This window comes from Bacillus sp. L_1B0_5 (assembly GCF_000836715.1).
Taxonomy (GTDB): Bacteria; Bacillota; Bacilli; order Bacillales; family Bacillaceae_G; genus Bacillus_A; species Bacillus_A thuringiensis_S.
In genome coordinates, this window is record NZ_JXIS01000001.1 from 154,583 (window position 1) to 178,447 (window position 23,865).

A 23,865-nucleotide genomic window follows, 5' to 3' on the forward strand; every position below is an offset into this window, starting at 1 on the left:
ATAAAATGGCTAATTTTGAAGATTTTTTAAACTTGGATTTGCGAATTGGAACTGTAATACATGCAGAGGAATTTAAAGAAGCGAGAGTTCCAGCGATTAAACTAGCAATTGATTTTGGGGAAATTGGAATAAAGCAGTCAAGTGCTCAAATTACGAAAAGGTATAGTCTAGAAGATATAGTCGGTCAACAAATTGTTGCTGTTGTAAACTTTCCACCGAAGCGTGTAGCTGGATTCAAATCAGAAGTGCTTGTGCTTGGCGGCGTTCCTGAAGCTGGTGATGTTGTGTTACTTCAGCCTGATATGGAATTGCCAAATGGAACAAAAATTAGCTAGGGTGAAGGTAGGGGCTAATATGGATATCGGACGAGAATATTTACAATGTGCGATTTCGAACTTTAAAGCAACAAAGAAGCAAGGGGAACGGGCACTTTCTCAATTATCATATGAACAAATACAATGGTCTTCTCATGAAGAAACAAATAGTATAGCGATTATTATAAAGCATCTGCACGGTAATATGCGTTCTAGATGGACGGATTTTTTAACGTCTGATGGTGAAAAAACCGATCGTAATCGAGATGGTGAATTTGAGGGATGCTATCATTCAAAAGAAGAAGCCCTTATAGCTTGGCAAGAAGGATGGAAATGTGTTTTTAATACGATGAATACTTTAGCGCCGGAGCACTTAATGAAGACGGTATACATTCGCGGTGAAGCACATACTGTCATGCAATCAATTGAAAGGCAAATTTCTCATTATGCATTGCATATTGGTCAGATTATTTACATTGGGAAGATGTTAAAAGAAAATGAGTGGGAATGTTTAAGTATTCCGAGAGGTCAGTCTGCACGATATGTAGAGAAAAAACGTTCAATATAATAATAAGAAAGAAACCGATAAAAAATGGGAAATAAGAAAATCAGCCAAATAATAGATGGTTCTGTAATCATAAGAATGCTGCCAAAAATAAGTCCATACATAATAAGAAAGAAATTGAAAAGTGTATTCACAGGGATAAATCGTGAGATGAACACTTGCTGTCGTTTAAAACAATCACTGTGAAATAAATAAAAGCGGAAGTACCATGTGGCGGTAATAAGATCTTTCTTTCTCACAATTCTTTTTTTGCATGTATGACAGATAAATGGTGGTTGCATTTCATTACGCTCCATTTTTTATTTTTATAATAATGTGAGACATAAGTAGGTACAACGTGTATGTTCCTATATACGCTCCTGCAATAAGGAAAAGTGGATTCAGTAAAATCCCATGAATGCTCGTCATGAAAACTAAATCTTGTATTAAAACATCGTATATATTAATGGAAATAATTGTACCGAGTACATACAGTGCCAAGTACGCAGAAATATGTAGCACAATAGAGACTTTTGGATGCTTAGCGGACAAATAAAAAATGAATGATAGAGCGATTGGTAATATTCCTATTAATAGCTTCAATTCATTTCACCTCATTAACAATATAGCCGAAATTTTAACGGTCTATTCTCTAGGGCTTGTACATAACTTGAAATAGAGAGGTGATAGTATGAATCGGGGCTTTTTTTTTATGAAGTTTACAAGTATGCGTAAGTTAGTTTTATTTGTTATTACTACAGTGCTAGCGACTTTTTTTCTTATTAGTATGATGGTAACCTCTATGAAAGAGACGAAGTCAACGTATTTATATAATTGGTTAAATGAGTTATCGATGAATGGTTATATGTACGTACTTGGAAAAGAGAATCATTATTTTACACAGGAGTATCGAAATTTGAATCAAGATTTTTCAATTTCTTCTTTTCTCTTTTCTATGGCTACAAATATTCGCTTTAATGATGTACGCAGTTTTGTCGGGAAAGAGCTTCCCGGGTTTGGTAAGTACGATACAGAAATTGTTATTGCGGGTGAGGGGACAAACTATTCTAACTTACCGATAGAATCGAGTGTACCTCTTGAAGAAGTAGTGAAAGAACGGACTAGTGGAACTGGACAAGCACCTAAACAAGATACGAATAAAGAGAAAAAACAGCCGTCCCAAACGACCGGGAAAAGACAAGTTGCGTTTATTTATCATACACATAGCTGGGAATCTTATTTACCTTTACTTAACTTAACGAATGACCCAGATCCGAATAAAGCAACAAGTTCTGTATCGAATATTTCTATATTAGGAGATCGTTTCCGTGAACAACTAGAAGGTGAAGGAATTGGAGCTACTAACGATAAGAGTGATGTTGGTCAAAAGTTAATAAGTAAAGGTTTAAACAGTAATAGTTCGTATAAGATGTCTCGAGAAATTGTGCAGCAAGCTATGGCTGGCAATAAAGATCTTCAATACTTTTTTGATTTGCATCGTGATAGTGCTCGGAAGAATGTCACGACAAAAACAATTGGAGATAAATCATATGCGAAGCTTGCATTTGTAGTAGGGAAAGGCAACAAAAACTATGAAAAAAACTTACAATTAGCAACCGCCTTACATGAGGCGATTAATAAGAAATATCCAGGAGTAAGTCGTGGTGTCATTCAAAAAGGGTTCCAAACAGGAAATGGAATATATAATCAAGATTTATCAGGACAAGCGATATTAATTGAAGCTGGCGGTGTAGATAATACAGAGGAAGAACTAAATCGATCAATTGATGCACTTGCTAAAGCATTTGGTGAATATTTTTGGCAGGCAGAAAAAGTGAATGGATAAAGTGAAACTTGAATTAGCCAGGGTATCTATCGATAATTATTAGCTCACTTCAATCTTGGAAAAGCGTAAGTGTAATACTTACGTTTTTTGTGTTGGTTTGAAATGTGGATAGCAAGATGTCACAAAATGGACATGATTAATAATTATTATAGCAATATCGAAATTTGTCTAATTATAATAGGAGAATTAGAAAGGGATTTTTGAAATGGCAGAGAAAATCTTTTTACAAGGAAAATTTTTATAATATGAAATTGATAGGGTGATTTAGGTGATTAGGGAGATCAAAGTAGAAGATGCAGCATCATTTTTGCAATTAAGTAAGCAATTAGATGAAGAAACGAAGTTTATGTTATATGAACCAGGAGAAAGGAAAACTACAGCTGAGCAACAAGAAAAAATGATCCAGCGATTTATAGAAAATGAATATGCAACAATATTTGTAGCAGTTGAAGATGAGAGGATAGTAGGTTTTATATTAGTGAATGGAAATAACATTCAAAGAAAGAGGCATGTGGCAACCATTGTAATTGGTATTTTGCAAGAGTATAACGGGCGAGGTATTGGGACGAGATTGTTTAAAGAGGTTGAGAAGTGGGCAAAATTACATGATGTATGGCGTTTAGAATTAACAGTAATGGCCCACAATACAAGAGCTCAGGCACTATATAAAAAAGCTGGATTTGAGAAAGAAGGTGTCAAAAAAGCTGCTCTTATTATCGATGGAAAGGGCATCGATGAGTATGAAATGGCCAAATTATTAAAATAAGAGGTCGTTATATGAAAAAAAGATGGGCACTACTTGGTATCGTAGCGGTGATACTTATTGTTGGAGTAGCAGGAATTAATTATAAAATGTATAAGGATAAGCAGGCGCGAGAAGTAAGTGTAAATAACATATTTCCGAAAGCGAAAGAAACGATTGCTAATATGGATGGGGATATTGCGGTAATTAATAATCCGAATTCAATGCTTGTACTTGTGAATAAAAGTAGGCGTTTACCAGATGGGTATAGACCGCCAGATTTAGTTATTCCGAAAGTGCGCTACTCTAGTGAAGGTGATCAAGAAAAGAAAAAGATGAGAAAAGAGGCAGCGAGGGCGCTTGAGGATATGTTTCAGCAGGCTGACAACGAGCGTATTTTCCTTTTTGCAGTTTCTGGATTTAGATCTTTTGATCGACAAAAAGCATTAAATACGATGTATAAAAAACAAGACGGGGAAGCAAAAACAGCAATGTCTAGTGCGGTTCCTGGCACAAGTGAGCATCAAACTGGACTAGCTATGGATATTACGTCTCAATCTGCTAAATTTCAGTTAGAGACGGTTTTTGGGGAGATGAAAGAAGGTCAGTGGCTTTCTGAAAATGCCCATAAATTTGGTTTTGTGATTCGATACACAAAAGCGAAAGAAACGATTACGGGCTATCGGTATGAACCGTGGCACGTAAGGTATGTGGGAAATCCACAAGCTACATATTTGTATGATAATCAACTGACGCTTGAAGAAGTAACAGATTGAACAATTGAGGGGAGAGACGTACAATGACGATGTTATATAAGAAAAAAGTATATGCATATATTACAAGAGAAAAAGAGGGGGTTATGCAATTACTTGTTTTTAAACATCGTGATATACATGAAGCTGGTATTCAAGTGCCAGGGGGAACGGTTGATGAAGGTGAAACGCTAGAAGCTGCTATATTGCGTGAAGTACAGGAAGAATCCGGATTGCGCCATTTATGCATAGAGCGTTTCCTAGCAGATTACATTATACATGTGAAGGAAAAACAGGAATATGAAAAACGTCACTTTTTTCATGTAACTTTACTAACTGATGTAAAAGATACATGGGAGCATATAGTAAGTGCTGGTGAGAAAGATCAAGGTTTAGCGTTTAGCTACGAATGGGTTAATATTGCAAAATGCCCTGAATTAGCAGGGAAACAAGGAGAGTTTTTACACTTATTAGATGAGATATATGTAAAGTAATAAAAGAGTCTGAAGCGAAAGTTCACTCGTTTCAGACTCTTTTTATTTTTCGGGAAATTAAAGGCTTTTTGAATAGATAAATTGAATTTCTTTAAAGGAATATTAGTTTGGAATAGTTGGGGGTGAAAAGATGAAAAAGTAAGGGGTATACGCAAAAAAGTTGCTATAAGGGAGAATATAAATGGAGATTCAGTTTAATCCAGTATTAAAAAAAGAATTAACAATTCATGATATACAAACCGAAATGGAATCTGGGCAGTTAACTTCAAAGGAATTAGTGATGTATTATCTTCATAGAATCGCAAAGTATGACCAAGACGGACCGGAAATTAATTCTATTTTAGAAATCAATCCAGATGCTATTTTTATTGCAGAAGCGTTAGATTATGAAAGAAAGACAAAAGGTATAAGGGGTCCATTACATGGTATACCTGTTTTGCTTAAAGACAATATTGAAACGAATGACTCCATGCATACAAGTGCAGGTACGATTGCTCTAGAACAAAATATAAGTAGTGAAGATGCATTTCTCGTTACAAAATTACGAGAAGCCGGAGCAGTAATAATAGGAAAAACAAATATGACAGAATTAGCAAATGCAATGTCTTTTGAAATGTGGGCTGGATATAGTGCAAGAGGTGGTCAAACAATCAATCCATACGGAACAGGTAAGGATGACATGTTTGTTGGTGGCTCAAGCACAGGCTCTGCGATAGCAGTTGCTGCTAACTTTACAGTAGTATCTATTGGGACAGAAACAGACGCTTCTATTTTGAGTCCGGCTGTTCAAAACTCTGTAGTTGGCATTAAACCGACTGTCGGTTTAATTAGTCGTAGAGGAATTATTCCATTCACTTATTCGCAAGATACAGCTGGACCATTTGCTAGAACAGTAACAGATGCCACTATTTTACTAGGGAGCTTAACTGGAGTGGATGAGAAAGATGTAGCAACTCATAAAAGTGAAGGTAGGGCATATCAGGATTATACATCTTACCTGGCTGCTAATGGTTTAAATGGAGCGAAAATTGGTGTGTTTAACGATGCACCAAAAGATTATTACGAAAATGGTGAGTACGATGAAAAATTATTTAAAGAAACGATCCAAGTATTACGTAATGAAGGAGCGACAGTAGTAGAAAATATTGATATTCCTTCTTTTCATAGAGAATGGAGTTGGGGAGTTCCGCTTTATGAACTGAAGCATAGTTTAGATAACTATCTTTCTAAATTACGTTCTATTATTCCGGTACATTCTATTTCGGAGTTAATGGAGATTAATAAAAACATGGCAGAAAGAGCTTTAAAATATGGACAAACTAAGTTAGAGGGAAGAAAAGATTTTCCTAATACGTTACGAAATCCAGAATATTTAAATGCGAGATTAGAAGATATATATTTTTCTCAAGAACAAGGCATTGATTTTGCATTGGAAAAATATAATCTTGATGCGATACTGTTTCCTTCCTATATAGGTTCTACTATATGTGCGAAAGCGGGTTATCCGTCTATAGCAATACCAGCTGGGTATATGGAAAGCGGGAGACCTTTTGGAATTACGATTACAAGTACTGCCTTTAGTGAAGGGATATTAATTAAGCTAGCTTACGCTTTTGAACAGGCGACAAAACATAGAAAAATCCCAAACTTGTCATGAATAGAATAAACAAAAAGGACAGGGAATGCCTGTCCTTTTTGTTTTAGTGATTAAAGTGAAATATCGTTCTGCTCTGTTTTATGATATTTTAATAAACTAAAAGATAAACAAGCGGAACATAAAATAAGAATAGAAGCGATGATATAAATTGTACGAACACCGAACATATCAGTAATAATGCCAACGCTAAGCATAGAAAGACCAGAAGCTGTTGAAAGAAGGGCACCATGTGCTGTATACATTTTTGATAATAAAGAAGGGGCGACACTTGATTGTAAAACTGTCGTTTGAGAAATATCTCTAATTTGATAACATGGTCCCATTAGAACACATAGGAAAAGCGCAATAAATCCGCTGCTCGTCATACCATATAAAAATGTAAGAATGCTAAACATAAGAGAGCCTATCGACATGGAGCGTATTAAATTGTTTTGAATATAGGAACTCATTTTCCATGCCAATAGACCACCGATTAACGTGCCAACATAATAACTTGTATTAATATATCCCCACCATTCCTCGCCTTTATGAAGGATAGTCGTAACATATGCCATCGTAATAGCACCAATCCATATTGTCCCTGCGAAAGTTTCAATTAAGTCCATATATGTAACGGTACGGAGAGAAGGATTTTGAAATAAGAGTTTCCAACCTTCCAATAAAATAGTACTTTTGGAAGAGGGGGGATCTGCTATTCGTTCAGTATGTATGGTACGTAATGAAAAATGTAATGCAATGCATCCGAAAATCATCAAAATGTTATTAATCATGAGTGTAGAAGTAGCGCCAATGAGAAGAACGATAACACCCGTAAATGAATAAGCAACGGTTTGCACAATTTGTGTTGAAAAGGAAAAGATACTATTTACTTTTACTAATTTTTCTTTCGGTGTAAGGCGCGGAAGAATGCCGTATAATAATGGAGCACTCCACCCACTACATAATGAAATGAAAAAAATAAAAGTTAATAGAGCTATAATGTTTGTGGATAAGACCGGGAACAAAATCATTAATAATAGTAAAAAGACTGTTTTTAGCCATTGTAGCGTATATAACAACGTATAAGGTGGAAAACGATTTATCATAAGCGGTGCAGAGATGTTAGCAATTAGATTTGTGATAACTTGTAATAATGGAAAAAGAGCAGTAATAGTAGCTGATTTAGTTGCTATATAAATATGAGTTGTAATAATCATTACATATACGATGTCAGCGAGAGTAATGCATATTTTGCAACCTAAATAGTAGGTTAGTGACAGGTTTTTCAATAAGAATACCACCTCTATAAAAAAATAGTATTTAGTAATTAGAATAATTGTAATTTAAAAATTAAAATTTTAAAAGAATTTAATTTTTTGTCACTTTTTGAAAGGAATTTTCATGTATAATGAAGAATATATTGATATAGTATTATATTAATAATCATTGTAACAGTGAATATGTACAATAGCTTGTAGCAAACGCCCAAGTGTAAGAAAGGGCGGATAAACCATTCTTTTCTTCATATACATATAGAAAATGAGAAAGAAAGTGAGGGTTGCATATGGCTGCTTGGGTAATTTGGTTTATAATAGCTGGTATTTTATTTATTGCAGAAATGTTGTCGATTACATTTTACATGCTTTGGCTTGGAATTGGAGCTGTTGTCGGAGGTCTTATTGCTTTGTTTGCTCCTGATGCACTACTGTTACAAGTTACTGTTGGGGCAATTGTAAGTTTAACTTTGACATTCTTTACGAAAAGAATTTCAAAAAACTTTCGAGAAGCAAAAGGTTTTACTGATACAGTAGATATGCTTGTTGGTAAAAAAGGGATTGTTATGCAAGCGATTACAAATGAAGCGAATGGTATTGTGAAGGTGGATGGAGATACTTGGACAGCTATTGCAGATTCTTCAATTGATGCTGGAGAAAGAGTCGTTGTTATAAAGAGGCATAGTACTATATTACAAGTGAAAAAGGAGAGTGAATAAATATGGTAGCATTAACGTTAACGATTATATTCGCGCTAATTGTAGTTACATTTATCGCATTAACAATTAAAATTATTCCTCAGCAAAAAGTTGGGGTTGTTGAAAGATTTGGTAAGTTTCAACGTATAATGCACCCAGGATTAAATATTTTAATCCCGATTGTGGATCGCGTTCGTGTATATCACGATTTACGTATTCAACAAACGAATGTACCACCGCAAAAGGTAATTACGAAAGATAATGTTCAAGTAGAAATAGATACAATTATTTTCTATCAAATTGTTGAACCAGAACTTGCGACATATGGTATTTCAAACTATGAATATGGTGTGCGTAATATTACTTCAGCAACGATGCGTCAAATCATCGGTAAAATGGAACTGGATGAAACGTTATCTGGTCGTGAAAAAATTTCAACAGAAATCCGCTTAGCGCTTGATGAAGCAACAGAAAAATGGGGCGTACGTATTGAACGTGTCGAAGTTGTTGATATTAACCCGCCAAAAGATGTGCAAGCATCAATGGAAAAACAAATGAAGGCTGAGCGTAATAAACGTGCAATTATTTTAGAAGCTGAAGCAGCAAAACAAGATAAAGTTCTTCGTGCTGAAGGGGAAAAGCAAAGTAAAATCTTGATGGCTGAAGGGGATAAAGAAGCGCGTATTCGCGAAGCCGAAGGTATAAGAGAAGCAAAAGAATTAGAGGCACAAGGGGAAGCTCGAGCAATTGAAGAAATCGCAAAAGCAGAACAAAACCGTATTGAATTGCTTCGTGAAGCGAATTTGGATGAGCGCATACTTGCTTACAAATCATTCGAATCATTAGCTGAAGTTGCAAAAGGACCAGCAAATAAAGTCTTTATTCCGTCTAATGCAATTGAAACACTTGGTACTCTTGGGGCAATTGGAGAAATATTTAAAGAAAAACAAGCGAAGAAACTACCTTCAAATGATACAGAAAAAGAACAATAAAAGTGAGGAAGAGAAATGGGATACCATTTCTCTTTTTTGTGCGTATATTCCGAAAAGCTTGTACATATCCATGTATAAAGAAGGTGATGCAGTGAAAAAGTATGCAACTCGAATACATGGGAAGAAACTAATTTCGTTACTCCTTTTATATGCGCTAATAGTAATTATAATAGCGTCGATTTTGACGTCACTTTTACATACAATGAAATCGAATTATGCAAATCAATGGTTTGGAAAAGTATCGATGCAAGGTTTTGTTCAAATGATAGAAAGTGAGAATCGCTATTACGGATTTGATTATTTTAAGCAGAATAAAAGAGAGTCAGTTGGGAATTTAATGTTCTCTATTGCGACAGATTTGAAAATTAAAGATTTAAGAACATTCGTCGGTAAAGAAGTACCTGGTATGTCAAAGTATTATTCTAATATTATCGTAGCTGGGGAAGGGACAAACTTGACGAATATCCCAAATGAATCTAGTGTACCGATTGAAGAAGTAACGAAAGAACGGGAAGTAGCAAAAGATAAAGTTACAGAAGCGGAAAAGAATAATCCGGTTCAGAAAAAGAACGGAGCGAAAAAAGGTGAAAGTGCAGTATATATTTATCATACACATAGCTGGGAATCCTTCTTTCCATTATTACCAGGGGCAACTGATCCATCTAGCCCAGATGTAAATGTGTCCTTACTAGGAAAACGTATGAAGGAACAACTTGAGGGGCAAGGAATTCCAGTAATTCACGATAAAACGAATATGGGTGATTTATTAGCGAGTAAAAAGTGGGTATGGTATCAGTCATATAAAGCATCTCATGAATATGTAAAAGGGGCATTAGCACAAAATAATAAAATTGCGTTTCCGATTGATATACATCGTGATGATCAGCGTAAGAAGGTAACAACAAAAGTAATTAACGGGAAATCGTATGCAAGATTATATTTTATTATTGGGATGGAAAATGAAGGCCGTGCTGAAAATGAAAAAATTGCAAGAGCCATCAATAGTTATTTAGATGAAAACTATTACGGTTTAAGTAGAGGGATTTTTCCAAAGTATAAAAAAGATGGAAATGGCGTTTATAACCAAGATTTATCGAAAAATGCGATGTTAATTGAAGTTGGTGGTGTTGATAATACGTTAGATGAATTATATAACACAATTGATGTGTTAACAGAAGCGTTTAGTAAATATTATTGGAATGATGCGGAAAAAGTGAATGGATGAGGGACGGGAGACCGTTCCTTTTTTATTTTGAAATCTTAAAATGTGATATAATGGAATTTTATGAATGTTAAATAAAGGGAGAGAGAAACATGCAAATACTACTAATACGCCACGGAGAATCAGAAGCTGATATTTTACATGTACATGAAGGCCGTGCTGATTTTGAGTTGACTGACAAAGGGAGACAACAAGTACAAAGACTTGTACAGAAAGTGAAAAAAGATTTTTCACCAGATTTCATTTGGGCAAGTACATTAAAACGCGCTCGTGAAACGGGTGAAACATTAGCAGAAGCAATTGGTTGTCCAATTCAATTAGAAGAGGAATTAATGGAGTTTAATAATGGAATACAAGCTGGCTTATCATTTGAAGAAGCAAAGAAATATCCAGAGCCAAAATTTCTTCATGACCGTTTTGAAAACGGAGAGTCATTTATTGAGTTTCGAATGAGAATAGAAGGGATTTTTTCTAAAATTGTGACAGAGAATACATATAATCGAATTGCGATTGTTGCCCATGGAGGCGTAATTAATAGTCTATTACGTGCATTTTTCAATATGCCAATTTCAATGGACTACTATTTCAAAATGGGAGATACGGGAATAAGTTTAATTGAAATTGAGGGTGAACAAAAAACGGTACATTTCATTAATGATACGAATCATTTGGACGGGATGTAAAGACTTATGTACAAAGTTGCATTTTTTGATGTTGACGGTACGCTTTTAAGCGAGATTGATAGAAGTATGCACGAAAGTACAAAAGAAGCGGTACAAAGATTAATAGATAAGGGGATTCACGTAGTTGTTACAACTGGAAGACCATATAGTTTATGCTCACAATTTAAGGAACTAGGCATAAATACGTTTATTTCAGCAAATGGTGCACATATAAAATGTAGGGAAGAAGTTATACATAAATCAGTACTTTCAAGCGAAATCGTTCATGATATTTCAAATTTTGCTGAATTACATGGTCACAGTGTTTCTTAATGTGATTATAACAGGGTTTTTAAACCCTGTGGCAACATTTTGGTACCTTTTTTACTAAATCTTCTTCTATAAATGCAATTACTTCTGCTTGTTTTGAAGGGTATAGGTGGCTATACGTATTTAGGGTTGTAGCCACATCTGAATGACCAAGACGTTGTGCTACTATAAGTGGACTTACACCCTTGTTAATTAGATATGATGCATGGGAATGCCTAAATTCATGTAACAAAATTCTTTTAACACCAGCGTTAAGTACATAGTTTGTATACTTTCTATCGAGAGTGCTTGCTGATATGCTAGTATAAAATTCGCCAAACACAACGTAATTAATTTTGATAGGTGATTTTACTGTAGCATGCTCTTTTAAATTTTTCAATAAATCGATTACAAGAGATGGTAACATAATAATTCTATTTGAGGATTTTGTTTTTGGTTTTGTAATTTTTCTGTTAAACTCTGTTTTATTTATATTTATTGTTTTTTCTTCAAAATTGATATCTTCCCAAGTTAAAGCTAGTAGCTCCCCTTTTCTAGCACCGCTATAATAAAGTGTCGAGAAAAAAGTTTTATATAATAAATCGTCTACACTATCAATAAATTGATGAAATTCATCAAACTCCCAAAAATTCATTCGTTTATTCGATTCCTTTTCGAAATTTCCAGCAATGCGTGCAGGATTGTTTGTTAATCCATGAAATTTAATTGCGAAGTTGAATATGGAAGAGAGTACAGTATGAATTTTTTTTAAATGGTCTGCGGAATAGTTGTTAATAATTTTATTTTGATAATGCATAATGTGTTTGGCCGTAATCTGGTCAATTTTGATTTTGTTAAATTCTTGTATTAAATGATTGTATATTATATTTCTTATAACGTTTATTGATGTGTGCTTTCGTCTTTGGCAATACCAATCAAAATAACTATCTGCAACTTGAGCAAATGTTAAGTTTGAATTTGTTTCTTTTTCAACTAACATTTTAGCTTCAGCTTCACGAGCTTCCTTTTTTGTTTTAAACCCACGACGTTTCACTTGTTTTTGAGTGCCATCAAACTGACGGACTCTGACGACGAAGAAATATGTTCCTCGTTCTTTATCTTTGTAAATCACCATAAGAATCCCTCCTGTATAAATAAAGATCTATAATTCAATTTATTGAGTAGATTATAACTTGTTTGTTACCAAAAGAAAAGACGCTCAAAATGAATTGAGCGTCTTACTTTGACTTGAACCACTTTAATTTTAATAACATATAACTTAAAAACTCCCCACTAATAATAGTGGAGAAGATTGGTAGGGAAACCAATCAGGATGATACAAGTAAGGATAAAATCATAGTAACATAATAATGTCTTGACGCATATTGAGAAATTCAAACATTTACTTCTTGTCATATTATAATATATTTTCAAATTGGTGGGGTGAAATTGTTAAAAAATGGCTGGTTTCTACATGGGTTTTAGCAGAATATATTGAAAAATGAACTAATGCTCATTACGAATATAAAACATATGAAACTGCATTCAAATATTTTCAACATTTTTCTCAGAAGTTATATTGAGAAATAAATTTTAGTGTGGAATAGAATATGAGCCCATGCTAAAATTAGCTCTGTATACAGTAAATAGGTTTCTGTAGAATTAATAGACAGAATAATCGTAAAAAACAAAATAAATAAAAGCATAAAAACTCGCAGAGCGTGTGTAAGAGGTACAACTAACAAAGCCTTTCACACTGTTCATCCTAGCTACCTTAGGACAAACATTTGCATCATACGAGTTCTTCGTCAGTGTAACACACACCTAGTAATTTTAAAATGTGTTCTGAGTTGAGAAAATTAAGGGGGCTTTTTATGTTACCGGATGGGGGGAAGAATACTTTGAAGCCGCTACACGTTGAAATTTGTGAATTAATTGACAATAGCCCAGAGCTAACATATGGGGGTGTTGCTGAGGCTATTGGAGTAAGTCCTCAATATATGTCTAAGTTCAAAAAAAGTGGGACAATTAGTTTTTGTAGTCTCTTGAAATTGTCGCAAGTATTAACGTTGCCGGATGAAAACTACAAAACTATAATGCGTGATTTCTGCTTGAAAGTTGATACAACAGAACTAATCAAACAAAGCTTTGAGTACGCTTCGATTACTAGGGATATTGAATTGTTAAAACGTTTGATAGGAAAATATCGAAAAGATAAAGGAAGTATTCAGGAGTTTGTGGATGTTTACGAAATACTGTATCAATACATGCTAAGGCAGATTGATGGGGAATCACTGATTGAAGAAATAAATAACTTACGACAACCTACAGATTGTTGTTTGCGAATATTAATTAGCATTATGAAATGCTATGGTTACTATTTTTCTAAAGAGTTTCCAATGATGATTGGGCTTGGCAAAGAAATAGAGCAGAGACTCAAACAGTTAAGTGGTGGACGTAAGGATTTTCTCCAGCATTGCTATTTTTATAAGGTATACGAAGTCTTAGCACCTGTACATCTACGATCAAATAATAGAGATATGGCAAGAAAATATGCTTCTATTATTAAAAATGCAAACGTTGGTATCAAAGCTATTTCAGATGCATCATATATAATTGGCATGTCTTATTTACTTGAAAATAAACAGAAATGTTTATCAATGGTAAAAGAATCATATAATTTATCTAAACGGATTGGTGATCAGGGCTACGAGAATGAGGCGTTTTATAATATGAAAATGGTAGAAATGTATTATGCTGCGGAAACAGACGGGACGGCTAGTGTATTGGCTGACGTCGACAAATATGCTCAAGTTTTTTATCAAAAAGAAAAGGAAGACTTTATTGTGTTATTTAAGGCAATGCAAGATATGTCTAATGAAAGCTTACATAAATGTCTTCAGCAATTCTTTACTCAAGGCAATTACTTTTTTTCCAGTCTAAGCGCAAGAGAATTATATAAGAGAGGGGAAGATTCTGCTATAATTAAGTGGATGATGGATTATAAACAAGAAGTGGGAGGGAATGAAGTTGAAGAAGAGAATATTGATATTTTCAGTGATGTTAACTTTAATGATGATGCCATTTGTCCCTAATAAGGGATTAGAAGGAAAGGTTTTGGATAAATACACTAATTATATGGATGTTAGACCAGGCGGTTGAATTATATGGACCCACTTAGTGAAGTTGAAAAAGTGGGTCTTTTTTATTTGTCAATATATTTTGCTAAAAAAAAGCATTTTGTTTTTTGGCTAGTCTTGAGACATCTATAAAAATTAGTAATAAAATTATAAAAAAGGTGCTAATTTACAATGGGTGATGAGATTATTACTTATAGGAGAGATTAGACAAATGAACAAGATAAATGTTAAAAAAATTAAACAGGAAAACACTGAAGATAAAATTAAAAAGATGTTAATGTTAGAACAAATTTTTAGTGAGGATGAAGAATACATACTTGCAGTTAGTAAAATTAAAGCCATGATTAATAATAATTAATCATGGCTTTTTTCGTGTATTTTAATTAAATCATCAATTAATTTTATAATGTTTTGTTTTGTTTCTTGCGGCATATTGTCTAGACGTTTCATGAGATGAGCAGTTTCCGAATTTATTTTTTCTGTTTCAAGTGAAAAGTCGGTTTGCATACCCAATAAATAGTCGATAGAGACGCCTAAGACATTAGCTATTTTATAAGTGTTCTCTCGTGAAGGGCTCTTTCTATTGGTTTCGTATAAGGAAATCGCAGACCTATTTACATTTAAAGCTTCCGCTAGTTCTTTTTGTGATATGTTCTTTTTCGTACGAATAGACTTTATACGCTCTCCTAACGTTACCATTACTAACACCCTCCGGTTAACTGAATTAAACTTTTCTATTGATTATGATAACTAAAAAAGTATAACAAAGCAATGTTTTTTAAAGAACAAGATATTAAAAAAAGATAAAAAGGGTTTACAAAGAAAATATATTTAGTGTATGATGTTAACACAGGTAACAGATGGAGGGCGAAAATGAAAAAATTTAATGGGAAGAAACTGTCTTTATTAAGAAAAAATAAGGGGTTTTCACAGAGGGAATTGGCTCAATTATTAAACTGTAGTCATTCTTTAGTTAATTTAATGGAAAACGGAAAAATCCAGCCAACAACCTCAAAATTATTAGGGATATCGGAAGTTTTTAAAATTCCAATGGATGATTTATTCATCGATTTTTTTTAACTGACATGTTAACAGTGTTAACTTTATGTTGGATTATGATTGAAAACTAATTTAATTAGAAAAGGAATGATATCCATGCACAAAAACTTATTTATTGCTCGAAAAGAGCGACGTATGACGCAAGAAACAATTGCAAATTTAATCCATATTTCACCGAGAACATATTTTGCTAAGGAACACGGTAAAAGTGATTTCACCCTAAAAGAAGCTCAGAAACTAGCAAAATACTTCAAAACAACAGTGGACGAGCTGTTTGAAAAATAAACAGAAAAGGTGGGAGGAGCATTTATGAAAAATGGTAAAAGACCAACCAAGAGAGAAAAGATACATATCAATTCATATAATTTAAATCCTGATAATTGGCTAATCTTTAAGAAAGTAGATGATGAATTACATTTAGTACATCGTCATACGAACTCAATACGAATCATTCCAAGTGCATAGGGTGGTGGACTGGACAAGCATTATTAAAATTTAGGAGGGCTTTACATGGATGGATTAACAGTAGCAAACGAACTGGTATTTGAAAGTAATGGTGAGGTAGTAACGGATAGTTTGACAATTGCTGAGATTTTCGGTAAACGACACGATAATGTTATATCAGATATTAAACTTCAAATGGATTATGCAGGAGCAGAATTCTCACTCCTAAATTTTGAGGAGTCAACTTACACAAATGAACGTGGTCGAATATATCCCAAGTACAATTTAACAGAAGAAGCATTTACATTAGTTGTTTTTGGGTACAACACGAAAGAAGCAGTGCAAACAAAAATTCGATTTATACAAGAATTTAAACGTATGAAGGAATACATCAAAAAACAGCAACATGTACCTACAGATCCCATGAGTATTTTAAAGCTTACTTTTGAAGCGCTAGAAGGGCAAAAGCAAGAACTCCAGCACATCAAATCAGATGTCAAAGACTTACGAGAAAATGCGCCGTTATTTGCTGTAGAATGCGATGAAATATCAAATGCAGTCAAGCGTCATGGCGTTGCGCTATTAGGTGGTAAACAGTCTAATGCGTACCAACATGCGGGGATTAGAGGTAAGGTCTACCGTGATATCTATAATCAGTTATATCGTGAATTTGGAGTAACAAGCCATAAAGCAATTAAACGTGGTCATTTGGCACTCGCAACAAAGATTGTTGGAGAGTATACGTTACCTATTGTGCTGAGTGAGAAAATTAATATAGTAAACTCTCAAATTAAGTTCTCTGAGATGTAAAAAAGTTGGAAGGAGGAAATAACTATGATGGAAGAAAGTGTTTTTTCAGTATGTATCACTGGGTTTCTGATCTGTGGGCTTTTGCTTGTTGTTTATGCACTCGATAAACCAATTAAAGAATTTACAAAAGATGTGGAATGAATTTGAGAGGAGAAAGCGCTATGACGTTATCAGTTTTAAAGAAAGATGTACAGAAAAAACAAATACTAGATGAATTCTTGCAGCATTGTGAAAAGAAACAAATAGAGGCGATTCAAAAGAATGATCCATTGTTACTTTGCATTTGGATTAAAGAAGCACGATTGGCTCGACGGGAGCTTATAGCGCTATACCGTGAGAAAGAAAAATATGATAACCAACTTGAACAGGATCGTAAAAGCATTTTAGGGATTGTGGAACATTTAAGAAGTAGAGGCATCAATGCTTCAGCCGTGGAGAGGGTACATTGTATAGCAAACTATTATATTTAAAAACAAGAAGGGATGGTAAAAGAAAATGACAGCAGAAGAATTATTTGAAGAAAAGAAATATTTAGTGATTGCAGCGATCAAGCAACAATTTGGAAGTATCGCAAGAGCTGGGCAGATTGCAGAAATAAACAATATGGATTTGGATGATTTAATACAAGTTGGCCATCTGTATTTATGGGAGCATTGTATGAATTATGATCCAGAGAGAGTAGATACATTCAGTGCATACGTGATGAAAGGCATGAAATGGGCAATGAGTGATGAGCTTCACTTGAAAGGGACGCCTTTTAAGATAAGCAGACGAGTTGGTCATGAGGAACGGAATAAAATGAATATTCATTCGATTGATTTGCATCGAGATGAGGAAACAGTAAAAGAATTTTATGCAGTATCTCCTATTGATGTGGAAAAAGAAGCGATATTATCCATTGAATTTGAAGAAGTGACGAGTGTACTTGAAGAACAAGAAAAGTCAATTATTCTGCACGTCGGTGAAGGGTATACCACAGAAGAAATAGCTAGAAAATTAGAGATGAAAAAATCTACTGTTCAAACAAGAAAGACACGGGCATTTTTAAAGATGAATCCAGCTTATAAGCCAATCAAACAAAAATCCTTTTTCTTGGGGAAAAGAATGATAAAGAGAAACCACCAGTTGGGGCTGGTGATCTAATAGAAACACATGTGATGTCATCATAACACATGTTGCGTACGAGATGCAAAAAAAGACCTGTTATAGCAGGTCAAAAGTCAGGGTATTTCGTGAAAGAATATAACTTATTCATCATTCTAACAGGAAAAAGTGAAAAATAAAAGATTGAAAATAAAAAAAATAAATCTTTTTGTTGAGAAATATCAAATACCCTAGCAGTAAAGATATATTGAAAAAATGTTAGATAGAGAAGGGTGACTGGAATGAATACCAATGTAATAAAAGTCGCAAGAATAAACCTGCAAGGTAACACTTTAGACCAGGGCTGGTTTAAGTACCTTACTTTAGAAAATGGCAAGCCCTATATGGTTGCAATTACAATACTTAGCGAAATTTTTTATTGGTATAAACCAACTGAAATAAAGGATGAAAGAACAAATGAAATCCAATATAAACAAAAATTTAAAGCAGACAAACTTCAAAAAAGTTATCAACAATTGGCTGATTCATTTGGTTTTACCAAAAGACAAGTACAAGAAGCATGCAAATACTTAGTAAAAAGAGAATTAATTGCAATTGAATTTCGTACGATCATAGTTAACGGAACTAGGCATAACAACGTTATGTATGTGGAACCAATTGTGAAGAACATCGAAAAAGTTTCTATCTTATATCAAGACCCTATCACGCTAGAAAGTGACACCCTCCCACATTCTAATGAGAGAGGCTCCCACACTAAAACGGAGGAGGCTCCTACATTGAAACGTGGGACAAATACAAAGATTACTACAGAGAATACTACAGAGATTACTACAAATAAAAAGACTTCTTGTCACAAGTTTGAAACTTGCGACATGGAGCATGCCAAATTGTTATTCCAGTTAATTTTAGAAACCAATCCAGAACATAAAGAGCCGAACTTCGAGAAGTGGGCCAATGAATTCCGCTTAATTCGCGAAAGAGACAAGAAAACAAATCAACAAATTGTGTATCTCTTGGAATGGTCTCAGGATCATTCCTTCTGGAAAAAGAATATATTGTCACCTAGTAAGTTGAGAAAGCAATGGGACAGGCTAGTGATTGAAGCCAAAGAAGAACACGAGGTGAAGAAAAATGAGCAGATTCGCAAGCATAGCGGAAGTCATGGCAGATTTGCAAAAGAGGGCTATGAAAAATTGCCAGAACCAACAAAAAAGTGGAGAGAACTTACAGACAAGGAACGAGAGGAATCACAACAAGAATATGAAAATAACATTGAATGGCTCGGAGAAGACGCTTAATGATACCTGTCCGTTATGCAGTGGAACGGGAATGATCTTAAATGGATGGACAGGTAGAATGTGTGATTGCCAAAAGAAACAATCTGAAATAGCAAGGTTGAAAAATGCAATGATACCAGAAGAATTTGAAGAAGCACGTTTTAAAAATTATATTCGTCATACCGATATGCAAAAGAAAATGTTTAACAGCATGATGGAATACTTAAAAAAGTTTAATGAAATCAGGGATACGAAGCGCAATAGCTTTGGATATATCGCTACATATGGCGAGGGAAGGTTAAAAGCCTTATCCATCAATGAACGGGTTGAGAAAATGAAACTTCACAACAATTACGGATTAGGTAAAACGCATCTACAAATAGCAGCTGCTAGATGGATTATACAAAATGTTCAAACTGTAAATAAAGACATTGTAAATGCACAACCGAGAGGGTGCAGAGTAGTTTGTATAAGTGATGTCACTTTTATGACAGAGATTATGTCGGCAAAGCGTGATGATAAAAAGGAGTACTTTGAAAAGCTCCATACAGTCGTAGAGTATGCGGATGTGCTGGTTTGGGATGATCTAGGTAAGAGCAAACATACAGAATCTCGTGAAGAAATGTACTACGAAATCATTAATGAGCGATATAAGCGTAAAGCGCCCATCATTTTTAGCTCAAATGAAGATGAATATACCTTACCTGAAAAAATTGGGTTTGCAGCTGCTGATAGATTGCTAGGGATGGCAAATGACTATTTGATTGAAGTCGAGGGAGAAAGTTATAGACGGTAAAGGGGAGAAATCAATCATTTTGTGGGAATGGAGTTGAGTGTATGGAACAATTAACCTTTGAAGATATCGTAGGAAACATGGATTATACAGCGCATAGTACGGCTGAGAAATTCCTCTCTAATCATTCAGTAACACCTACCTATGCAGTAGAATTTTTTGACCGAGATGAAAAACAGAAGTTACGTTGGTTTGAAGTGAATACAGAGGCTGAAGCAAAAGAAAAAGCAGTAGAAACATACGGGAGAATTCAAATCATTAAAGTATATGTGTCCAATCGAACATTGAAAGAAATTATGGAGCTGGACTAAGGGCATTTTTATCAAGAGAGCACAGGAATTTCCTAAAATGGACAAGCCAATGCAAAGGAGAACAGACATAGATGAAAAGAGAAATAGACATGAAAATAAACGGGATCTACATTGTGGTGGATGGAAAAATCAACTTCGAAGAACCCCCAAAGAGCGGCTACGGACAGCAAGTCTTATATTGGGTAAAGGGAAAAGTGTCTCATACACAAACAACGATTACGAATAAGTTCAAATAAAATTATGCTATTCAAAGGTAATCCTGTAATTAAAGACTCTACTCTCAAAAGGGTGAGAGTAGAGTCAGTGGATGCAGTTACTGAGTGCACGGGATGGTGAACATCAGCAACTACATAATAGCATGAGTATTCAGAAAAAACATCGAGTAAATATTTCCGATTTTTCAAATGATAGTCAACCGGAATGAAATAAAATTTGAAATTTATAGAAAAAGGAATAAGAGATATAATACACAATTGTTAAATATGATGTGCAACTATGGTGTAGTGAAAGTGAAAAAGCATGAATACATGGGAGTGATTTAATTGAGATTGAAAGATATAAGTGCAAATTTAAATGGAACAAAAGTAGAAGGGAATATTGAAGAAGGGAAAGTGCTGATAATAATTCTAGATGGAAATCAAGGGAAAGTTAAGGTTTGTGAAGCAGTAGAGCATGGATTAACTATAATTGAAACGGTAAAAGGGCATGCTAAAAAAGTAAAATTTGAAGAGAGTGAATTAATTTAATTTTTTATATTAAAAAACAATATACTTGACAAATAACCTCTAAAAAGGCAATAATTTTACGTACAAACAATATGGAGGTTAAAAAATGGATGTATTGGATACAATAAATTTTAGTGATGAGGTTAAATCGGGACTTGTTGAGTCTATAGTAAAAGGTCTAGATAAGTTTAGAGAACATGCTATTAAAGTTCAGGGAAATGCAACGAACAATCATTTTCCAGATTTAAGAGGAGATGAAATTAACGAATGTATTAAAAATTTTGTTTTGAGTAATCCACATTTGTCTCTGAAGCAAGAAGTTGTGAGGTCTGGGCGAAATTGGAGAAAACATATTAAAGTTATTGTGAATGATACGTTAGTAATCTTTAAAAAAGTAGGTAAGGTTGATAAAGAGAAGTTACCATGGAAAGCAAAAGAAATTTTTGATGAAGAAGAGGTATCTGAATATATCCAACCGTATGCATCTGTCAATAAAAAATACAGAGAAAACGATTTAACACAATTAAAATTCAATTTAGATGACGATAAGCCTCCACATTTAGAAGTAGATCCAATTGTTCAAAATGAATACTCAACATTTGCTGTTGTTACATATGAGCTAGCTGAAGATAATGAATTAGTGAATATAGCCATAGGAGTACCTAGTGACAATGTAAATTCTTGGCTTGAATATGAGTTATGGAGTGAATTTATTACTGTGTCGCATAAGCATGCTACACAAGCCCCTGACAGTGATGATGATGCAGAAACTCCTAACTATGACTTGACGCTTAGAGAAGACATTAAGGAAGATGAAAAATAACAGGAACTAGTTACTCTGTGGAGATAAAGGAGTAATTATAATGATAGTGGGAAGACGGTCTAAGCAAATTAATCCTCAAAGAATAAAAGCAGCAAGAACATTTTCCGGTTTAACGATTGCAGAGTTAGCTGAAAAAATTGGTGTAAGTAGACAAGCTATCTCACAATATGAACAAGGGAAAAATCCACCTAGCTTAGAAGTTTTAATGAAGATAATTAATGTGCTCCAGTTTCCAAGAGAATTTTTTTATAGTGAAGAGCCTAATCTTGAAAATAAGGGATGTACTTTTTTTCGTTCCTCTAGTTCAACTTTAAAAAAGGAAAAAGAAGCACAAAAACAGCGTGTTAATTTAATATTTCATATTCAACAGTATCTGGGGAAGTATGTAAATTTCCCTAAATTAAATTTGCCTAATTTAAAAGAGTTTTATGATTTAGAATGGACTGTTAAAAATATTGAAAAGCTAGCCAAAATGGTAAGAGAGTATTGGGGGCTAGGAGAAGAGCCTATAAAAAACATGGTGTATCTTTTAGAGAAAAATGGGATTTTCCTTACTACTGTGACTACTGGTGAACAAAAAATCGATGCTTTTTGTCAAAAACGAATTGTTATGAATAACGATTATTATTTTATCGTACTTGGAAATGATAAGGTATCTGCTGTTAGAAGGCAATTCGATGCGGCCCATGAATTAGGACATATATTGATGCATTCCTGGATAACTGATGAGGCAGAATTAAGTAACGATGAGTGGAGAGAAATAGAACGACAGGCAGATTATTTTGCTGCAGCATTTTTGTTACCTAAAGAAGCGTTCACTAAGTCTCTTTATACAAATAAACTCGATGAATTCATTCAATTAAAAAAGTATTGGATGACATCAATTGGAGCAATGGTAGTAAGAAGTTATCATTTGGGAATAATTAATCATAATCAATATAGTTATCTGCAAAAACAGATGTCGAGAAAAGGGATGCGAAAGCAAGAGCCTTTAGATGACGTATTGAAAAGAGTTACACCATCTTTATTTAAGCAAACAATTCAACTGTTGATAGAAAATAGAATTTTAACAGCAGAAAAAATAACATCCGATTTAAAGATGTTTCCGCATAAAATTGAAGAACTCGTTAATCTACCATCAGGTATATTAGCCTTAAATAATGAAAAAAAAGAAGATATTGTTATTACCTTGCGTTCGAATAATGTCCAAGATAGGAAAGCCTGAGGACACTAAATAAGTGCATAAAGCACTCATTTAGTGTCTTTTTTATTTGAGAAAAATGTAAAAGGACGCTTTAATTGTGTTTGATTTATAGAAGTGAATCATTATTATTAATTGGCTAAAAGACTATCGGAAATTAGAAAAAGACATTGGTTATTTGGAGTACAATTCGGAAATAACAAAACGCAACAAAATAGTTATTTGGGAAGAATGGGGAAGGTAATGAATACACAGGGACGTTTGAACTAAAGAGCGACTTGAAAAGTGCTCCTGATACCTAATCATAATGAAAATAACGAGCTCATATAGGAAGGGAAGCATTTATAGAAATCATGAATCATCATGTTCCAGCTTAGATTTCTCGGCTGGAGGAATAAAATGATCACGGAAAAAATTTTGATAAATCATACAGCTTATAAATGTAATATAAAACACTGCACAAAAGAAGATTAGAATGTATTTAAATGCCTTTTTCATATTATTACCGCCCTAAAAGAGAATTACTTGGATTTTAATATGATATGTAAAAAAGTTACGGTTATACAACGGAAGAATAGATCGCGAAATTAAAACAAAATCGTTATTTGAAAAGGAGAATGAAAAATGAATGCAATTACTATTAAATTTGGACAAGGTACAGCAGCTTGGAAGGATACGCAAGAAGTATTGAAA

31 protein-coding genes and 1 pseudogene are annotated in these 23,865 nt (G+C 34.0%); 27 read left to right on the forward strand and 5 right to left on the reverse strand.

Annotated elements, in window-relative coordinates:
* Positions 1–5 precede the first annotated feature (5 nt).
* A complete protein-coding gene (gene csaA / locus RT27_RS00780; protein ID WP_043935061.1) occupies positions 6–335 on the forward strand; it encodes a chaperone CsaA in 330 nt (109 codons plus the stop codon).
* Positions 316–882 (forward strand): DUF1572 domain-containing protein, encoded by a 567-nt coding sequence (locus tag RT27_RS00785; RefSeq protein WP_043935062.1) that lies wholly within the window; start codon positions 316–318, stop codon positions 880–882. The genes csaA and RT27_RS00785 overlap by 20 nt, the downstream gene beginning before the upstream one ends.
* Here the strand turns inward: RT27_RS00785 and RT27_RS32610 are convergent.
* Positions 843–1,160: a hypothetical protein gene (locus tag RT27_RS32610; protein ID WP_048565052.1), complete on the reverse strand. Its 318-nt coding sequence runs from the start codon at positions 1,158–1,160 to the stop codon at positions 843–845. The genes RT27_RS00785 and RT27_RS32610 overlap by 40 nt on opposite strands.
* A 4-nt stretch (positions 1,161–1,164) precedes the next feature.
* On the reverse strand, positions 1,165–1,461 hold the full coding sequence (locus RT27_RS00790) for a hypothetical protein (protein ID WP_043935063.1): 297 nt from the start codon (positions 1,459–1,461) through the stop codon (positions 1,165–1,167).
* Between the two features lie 88 nt (positions 1,462–1,549).
* Here RT27_RS00790 and RT27_RS00795 point away from each other — a divergent pair, with 88 nt between their 5' ends.
* From RT27_RS00795 to RT27_RS00815, 5 genes are all read left to right on the forward strand, one after another.
* A complete protein-coding gene (locus RT27_RS00795; RefSeq protein ID WP_016081942.1) occupies positions 1,550–2,704 on the forward strand; it encodes a stage II sporulation protein P in 1,155 nt (384 codons plus the stop codon).
* A gap of 268 nt (positions 2,705–2,972) precedes the next feature.
* A complete protein-coding gene (locus RT27_RS00800; RefSeq protein WP_016081941.1) occupies positions 2,973–3,470 on the forward strand; it encodes a GNAT family N-acetyltransferase in 498 nt (165 codons plus the stop codon).
* 11 nt (positions 3,471–3,481) lie between these two features.
* A complete protein-coding gene (locus RT27_RS00805) occupies positions 3,482–4,222 on the forward strand; it encodes a M15 family metallopeptidase (RefSeq protein ID WP_043935064.1) in 741 nt (246 codons plus the stop codon).
* Between the two features lie 23 nt (positions 4,223–4,245).
* Entirely contained in the window at positions 4,246–4,692 is a 447-nt protein-coding gene (locus RT27_RS00810) for an NUDIX domain-containing protein (protein WP_043935065.1), read from the forward strand.
* Between the two features lie 181 nt (positions 4,693–4,873).
* Complete coding sequence (locus RT27_RS00815; protein ID WP_043935066.1) at positions 4,874–6,349, forward strand: amidase family protein; 1,476 nt, start codon at positions 4,874–4,876, stop codon at positions 6,347–6,349.
* Positions 6,350–6,399: 50 nt separating this feature from the next.
* Here RT27_RS00815 and RT27_RS00820 read toward each other — a convergent pair whose 3' ends face one another.
* Positions 6,400–7,617, reverse strand: a complete 1,218-nt coding sequence (locus tag RT27_RS00820; protein WP_043935067.1) for an MFS transporter — start codon at positions 7,615–7,617, stop codon at positions 6,400–6,402.
* 275 nt (positions 7,618–7,892) lie between these two features.
* Between RT27_RS00820 and RT27_RS00825 the strand changes: the two genes are divergently transcribed.
* The 5 genes and pseudogenes from RT27_RS00825 to RT27_RS00845 form a co-directional block, all read left to right on the forward strand.
* Positions 7,893–8,321: an NfeD family protein gene (locus tag RT27_RS00825; protein ID WP_016081936.1), complete on the forward strand. Its 429-nt coding sequence runs from the start codon at positions 7,893–7,895 to the stop codon at positions 8,319–8,321.
* A gap of 2 nt (positions 8,322–8,323) precedes the next feature.
* Positions 8,324–9,292, forward strand: coding sequence for an SPFH domain-containing protein (locus tag RT27_RS00830; protein ID WP_016081935.1), 969 nt, complete (start codon positions 8,324–8,326; stop codon positions 9,290–9,292).
* Positions 9,270–10,517 carry a stage II sporulation protein P gene (locus RT27_RS00835; protein ID WP_016081934.1) on the forward strand — a complete coding sequence of 416 codons (1,248 nt, stop codon included), beginning with the start codon at positions 9,270–9,272 and terminating at the stop codon, positions 10,515–10,517. The genes RT27_RS00830 and RT27_RS00835 overlap by 23 nt, the downstream gene beginning before the upstream one ends.
* Positions 10,518–10,606: 89 nt before the next feature.
* The gene (locus RT27_RS00840) at positions 10,607–11,197 is read left to right on the forward strand and encodes a histidine phosphatase family protein (protein WP_016081933.1); all 591 of its coding nucleotides are present in this window, start codon (positions 10,607–10,609) and stop codon (positions 11,195–11,197) included.
* A 6-nt stretch (positions 11,198–11,203) separates the two neighbouring features.
* Positions 11,204–11,506, forward strand: a pseudogene (locus RT27_RS00845) (HAD hydrolase family protein); the annotation flags it as partial.
* A gap of 22 nt (positions 11,507–11,528) precedes the next feature.
* On the opposite strand, the gene RT27_RS00850 reads toward RT27_RS00845, so the two are convergent.
* Complete coding sequence (locus tag RT27_RS00850; RefSeq protein ID WP_000237493.1) at positions 11,529–12,620, reverse strand: site-specific integrase; 1,092 nt, start codon at positions 12,618–12,620, stop codon at positions 11,529–11,531.
* A 739-nt stretch (positions 12,621–13,359) separates the two neighbouring features.
* Between RT27_RS00850 and RT27_RS00855 the strand changes: the two genes are divergently transcribed.
* Both RT27_RS00855 and RT27_RS35060 read left to right on the forward strand, forming a co-directional pair.
* On the forward strand, positions 13,360–14,580 hold the full coding sequence (locus RT27_RS00855; protein WP_043935068.1) for an AimR family lysis-lysogeny pheromone receptor: 1,221 nt from the start codon (positions 13,360–13,362) through the stop codon (positions 14,578–14,580).
* Positions 14,581–14,836: 256 nt separating this feature from the next.
* On the forward strand, positions 14,837–14,983 hold the full coding sequence (locus RT27_RS35060; protein ID WP_001033792.1) for a hypothetical protein: 147 nt from the start codon (positions 14,837–14,839) through the stop codon (positions 14,981–14,983).
* On the opposite strand, the gene RT27_RS00860 is transcribed toward RT27_RS35060, so the two are convergent.
* Positions 14,980–15,324 carry a helix-turn-helix domain-containing protein gene (locus RT27_RS00860; RefSeq protein ID WP_043935069.1) on the reverse strand — a complete coding sequence of 115 codons (345 nt, stop codon included), beginning with the start codon at positions 15,322–15,324 and terminating at the stop codon, positions 14,980–14,982. The genes RT27_RS35060 and RT27_RS00860 overlap by 4 nt on opposite strands.
* Positions 15,325–15,498: 174 nt before the next feature.
* Here RT27_RS00860 and RT27_RS00865 point away from each other — a divergent pair, with 174 nt between their 5' ends.
* The 13 genes from RT27_RS00865 to RT27_RS00920 all read left to right on the forward strand — a co-directional run bounded on the left by RT27_RS00865 (position 15,499) and on the right by RT27_RS00920 (position 23,196).
* Positions 15,499–15,705, forward strand: coding sequence for a helix-turn-helix transcriptional regulator (locus RT27_RS00865; RefSeq protein ID WP_030027086.1), 207 nt, complete (start codon positions 15,499–15,501; stop codon positions 15,703–15,705).
* Positions 15,706–15,780: 75 nt separating this feature from the next.
* Positions 15,781–15,969, forward strand: a complete 189-nt coding sequence (locus RT27_RS00870; RefSeq protein ID WP_043935070.1) for a helix-turn-helix transcriptional regulator — start codon at positions 15,781–15,783, stop codon at positions 15,967–15,969.
* 24 nt (positions 15,970–15,993) lie between these two features.
* Entirely contained in the window at positions 15,994–16,149 is a 156-nt protein-coding gene (locus tag RT27_RS35065; RefSeq protein WP_000788398.1) for a hypothetical protein, read from the forward strand.
* Between the two features lie 45 nt (positions 16,150–16,194).
* Positions 16,195–16,938 (forward strand): phage regulatory protein, encoded by a 744-nt coding sequence (locus RT27_RS00875; protein ID WP_015382272.1) that lies wholly within the window; start codon positions 16,195–16,197, stop codon positions 16,936–16,938.
* Positions 16,939–17,099: 161 nt separating this feature from the next.
* Complete coding sequence (locus RT27_RS00880) at positions 17,100–17,408, forward strand: hypothetical protein (protein WP_000176230.1); 309 nt, start codon at positions 17,100–17,102, stop codon at positions 17,406–17,408.
* Between the two features lie 25 nt (positions 17,409–17,433).
* Complete coding sequence (locus RT27_RS00885) at positions 17,434–18,081, forward strand: sigma-70 family RNA polymerase sigma factor (protein ID WP_043935071.1); 648 nt, start codon at positions 17,434–17,436, stop codon at positions 18,079–18,081.
* Positions 18,082–18,323: 242 nt separating this feature from the next.
* The gene (locus RT27_RS00890; RefSeq protein WP_043935072.1) at positions 18,324–19,340 is read left to right on the forward strand and encodes a hypothetical protein; all 1,017 of its coding nucleotides are present in this window, start codon (positions 18,324–18,326) and stop codon (positions 19,338–19,340) included.
* Positions 19,303–20,115, forward strand: coding sequence for an ATP-binding protein (locus RT27_RS00895; protein WP_016098382.1), 813 nt, complete (start codon positions 19,303–19,305; stop codon positions 20,113–20,115). Before RT27_RS00890 ends, RT27_RS00895 begins: the two co-directional genes overlap by 38 nt.
* A 41-nt stretch (positions 20,116–20,156) precedes the next feature.
* On the forward strand, positions 20,157–20,423 hold the full coding sequence (locus RT27_RS00900; RefSeq protein ID WP_000436951.1) for a hypothetical protein: 267 nt from the start codon (positions 20,157–20,159) through the stop codon (positions 20,421–20,423).
* Positions 20,424–20,494: 71 nt separating this feature from the next.
* Entirely contained in the window at positions 20,495–20,659 is a 165-nt protein-coding gene (locus tag RT27_RS32615) for a DUF3954 domain-containing protein (protein ID WP_043935073.1), read from the forward strand.
* 321 nt (positions 20,660–20,980) lie between these two features.
* Complete coding sequence (locus tag RT27_RS00910) at positions 20,981–21,169, forward strand: XtrA/YqaO family protein (protein ID WP_231577686.1); 189 nt, start codon at positions 20,981–20,983, stop codon at positions 21,167–21,169.
* Positions 21,170–21,254: 85 nt separating this feature from the next.
* On the forward strand, positions 21,255–21,971 hold the full coding sequence (locus RT27_RS00915; RefSeq protein ID WP_043935075.1) for a hypothetical protein: 717 nt from the start codon (positions 21,255–21,257) through the stop codon (positions 21,969–21,971).
* Between the two features lie 40 nt (positions 21,972–22,011).
* Positions 22,012–23,196 carry an XRE family transcriptional regulator gene (locus RT27_RS00920; protein WP_043935076.1) on the forward strand — a complete coding sequence of 395 codons (1,185 nt, stop codon included), beginning with the start codon at positions 22,012–22,014 and terminating at the stop codon, positions 23,194–23,196.
* Positions 23,197–23,865 lie beyond the last annotated feature (669 nt).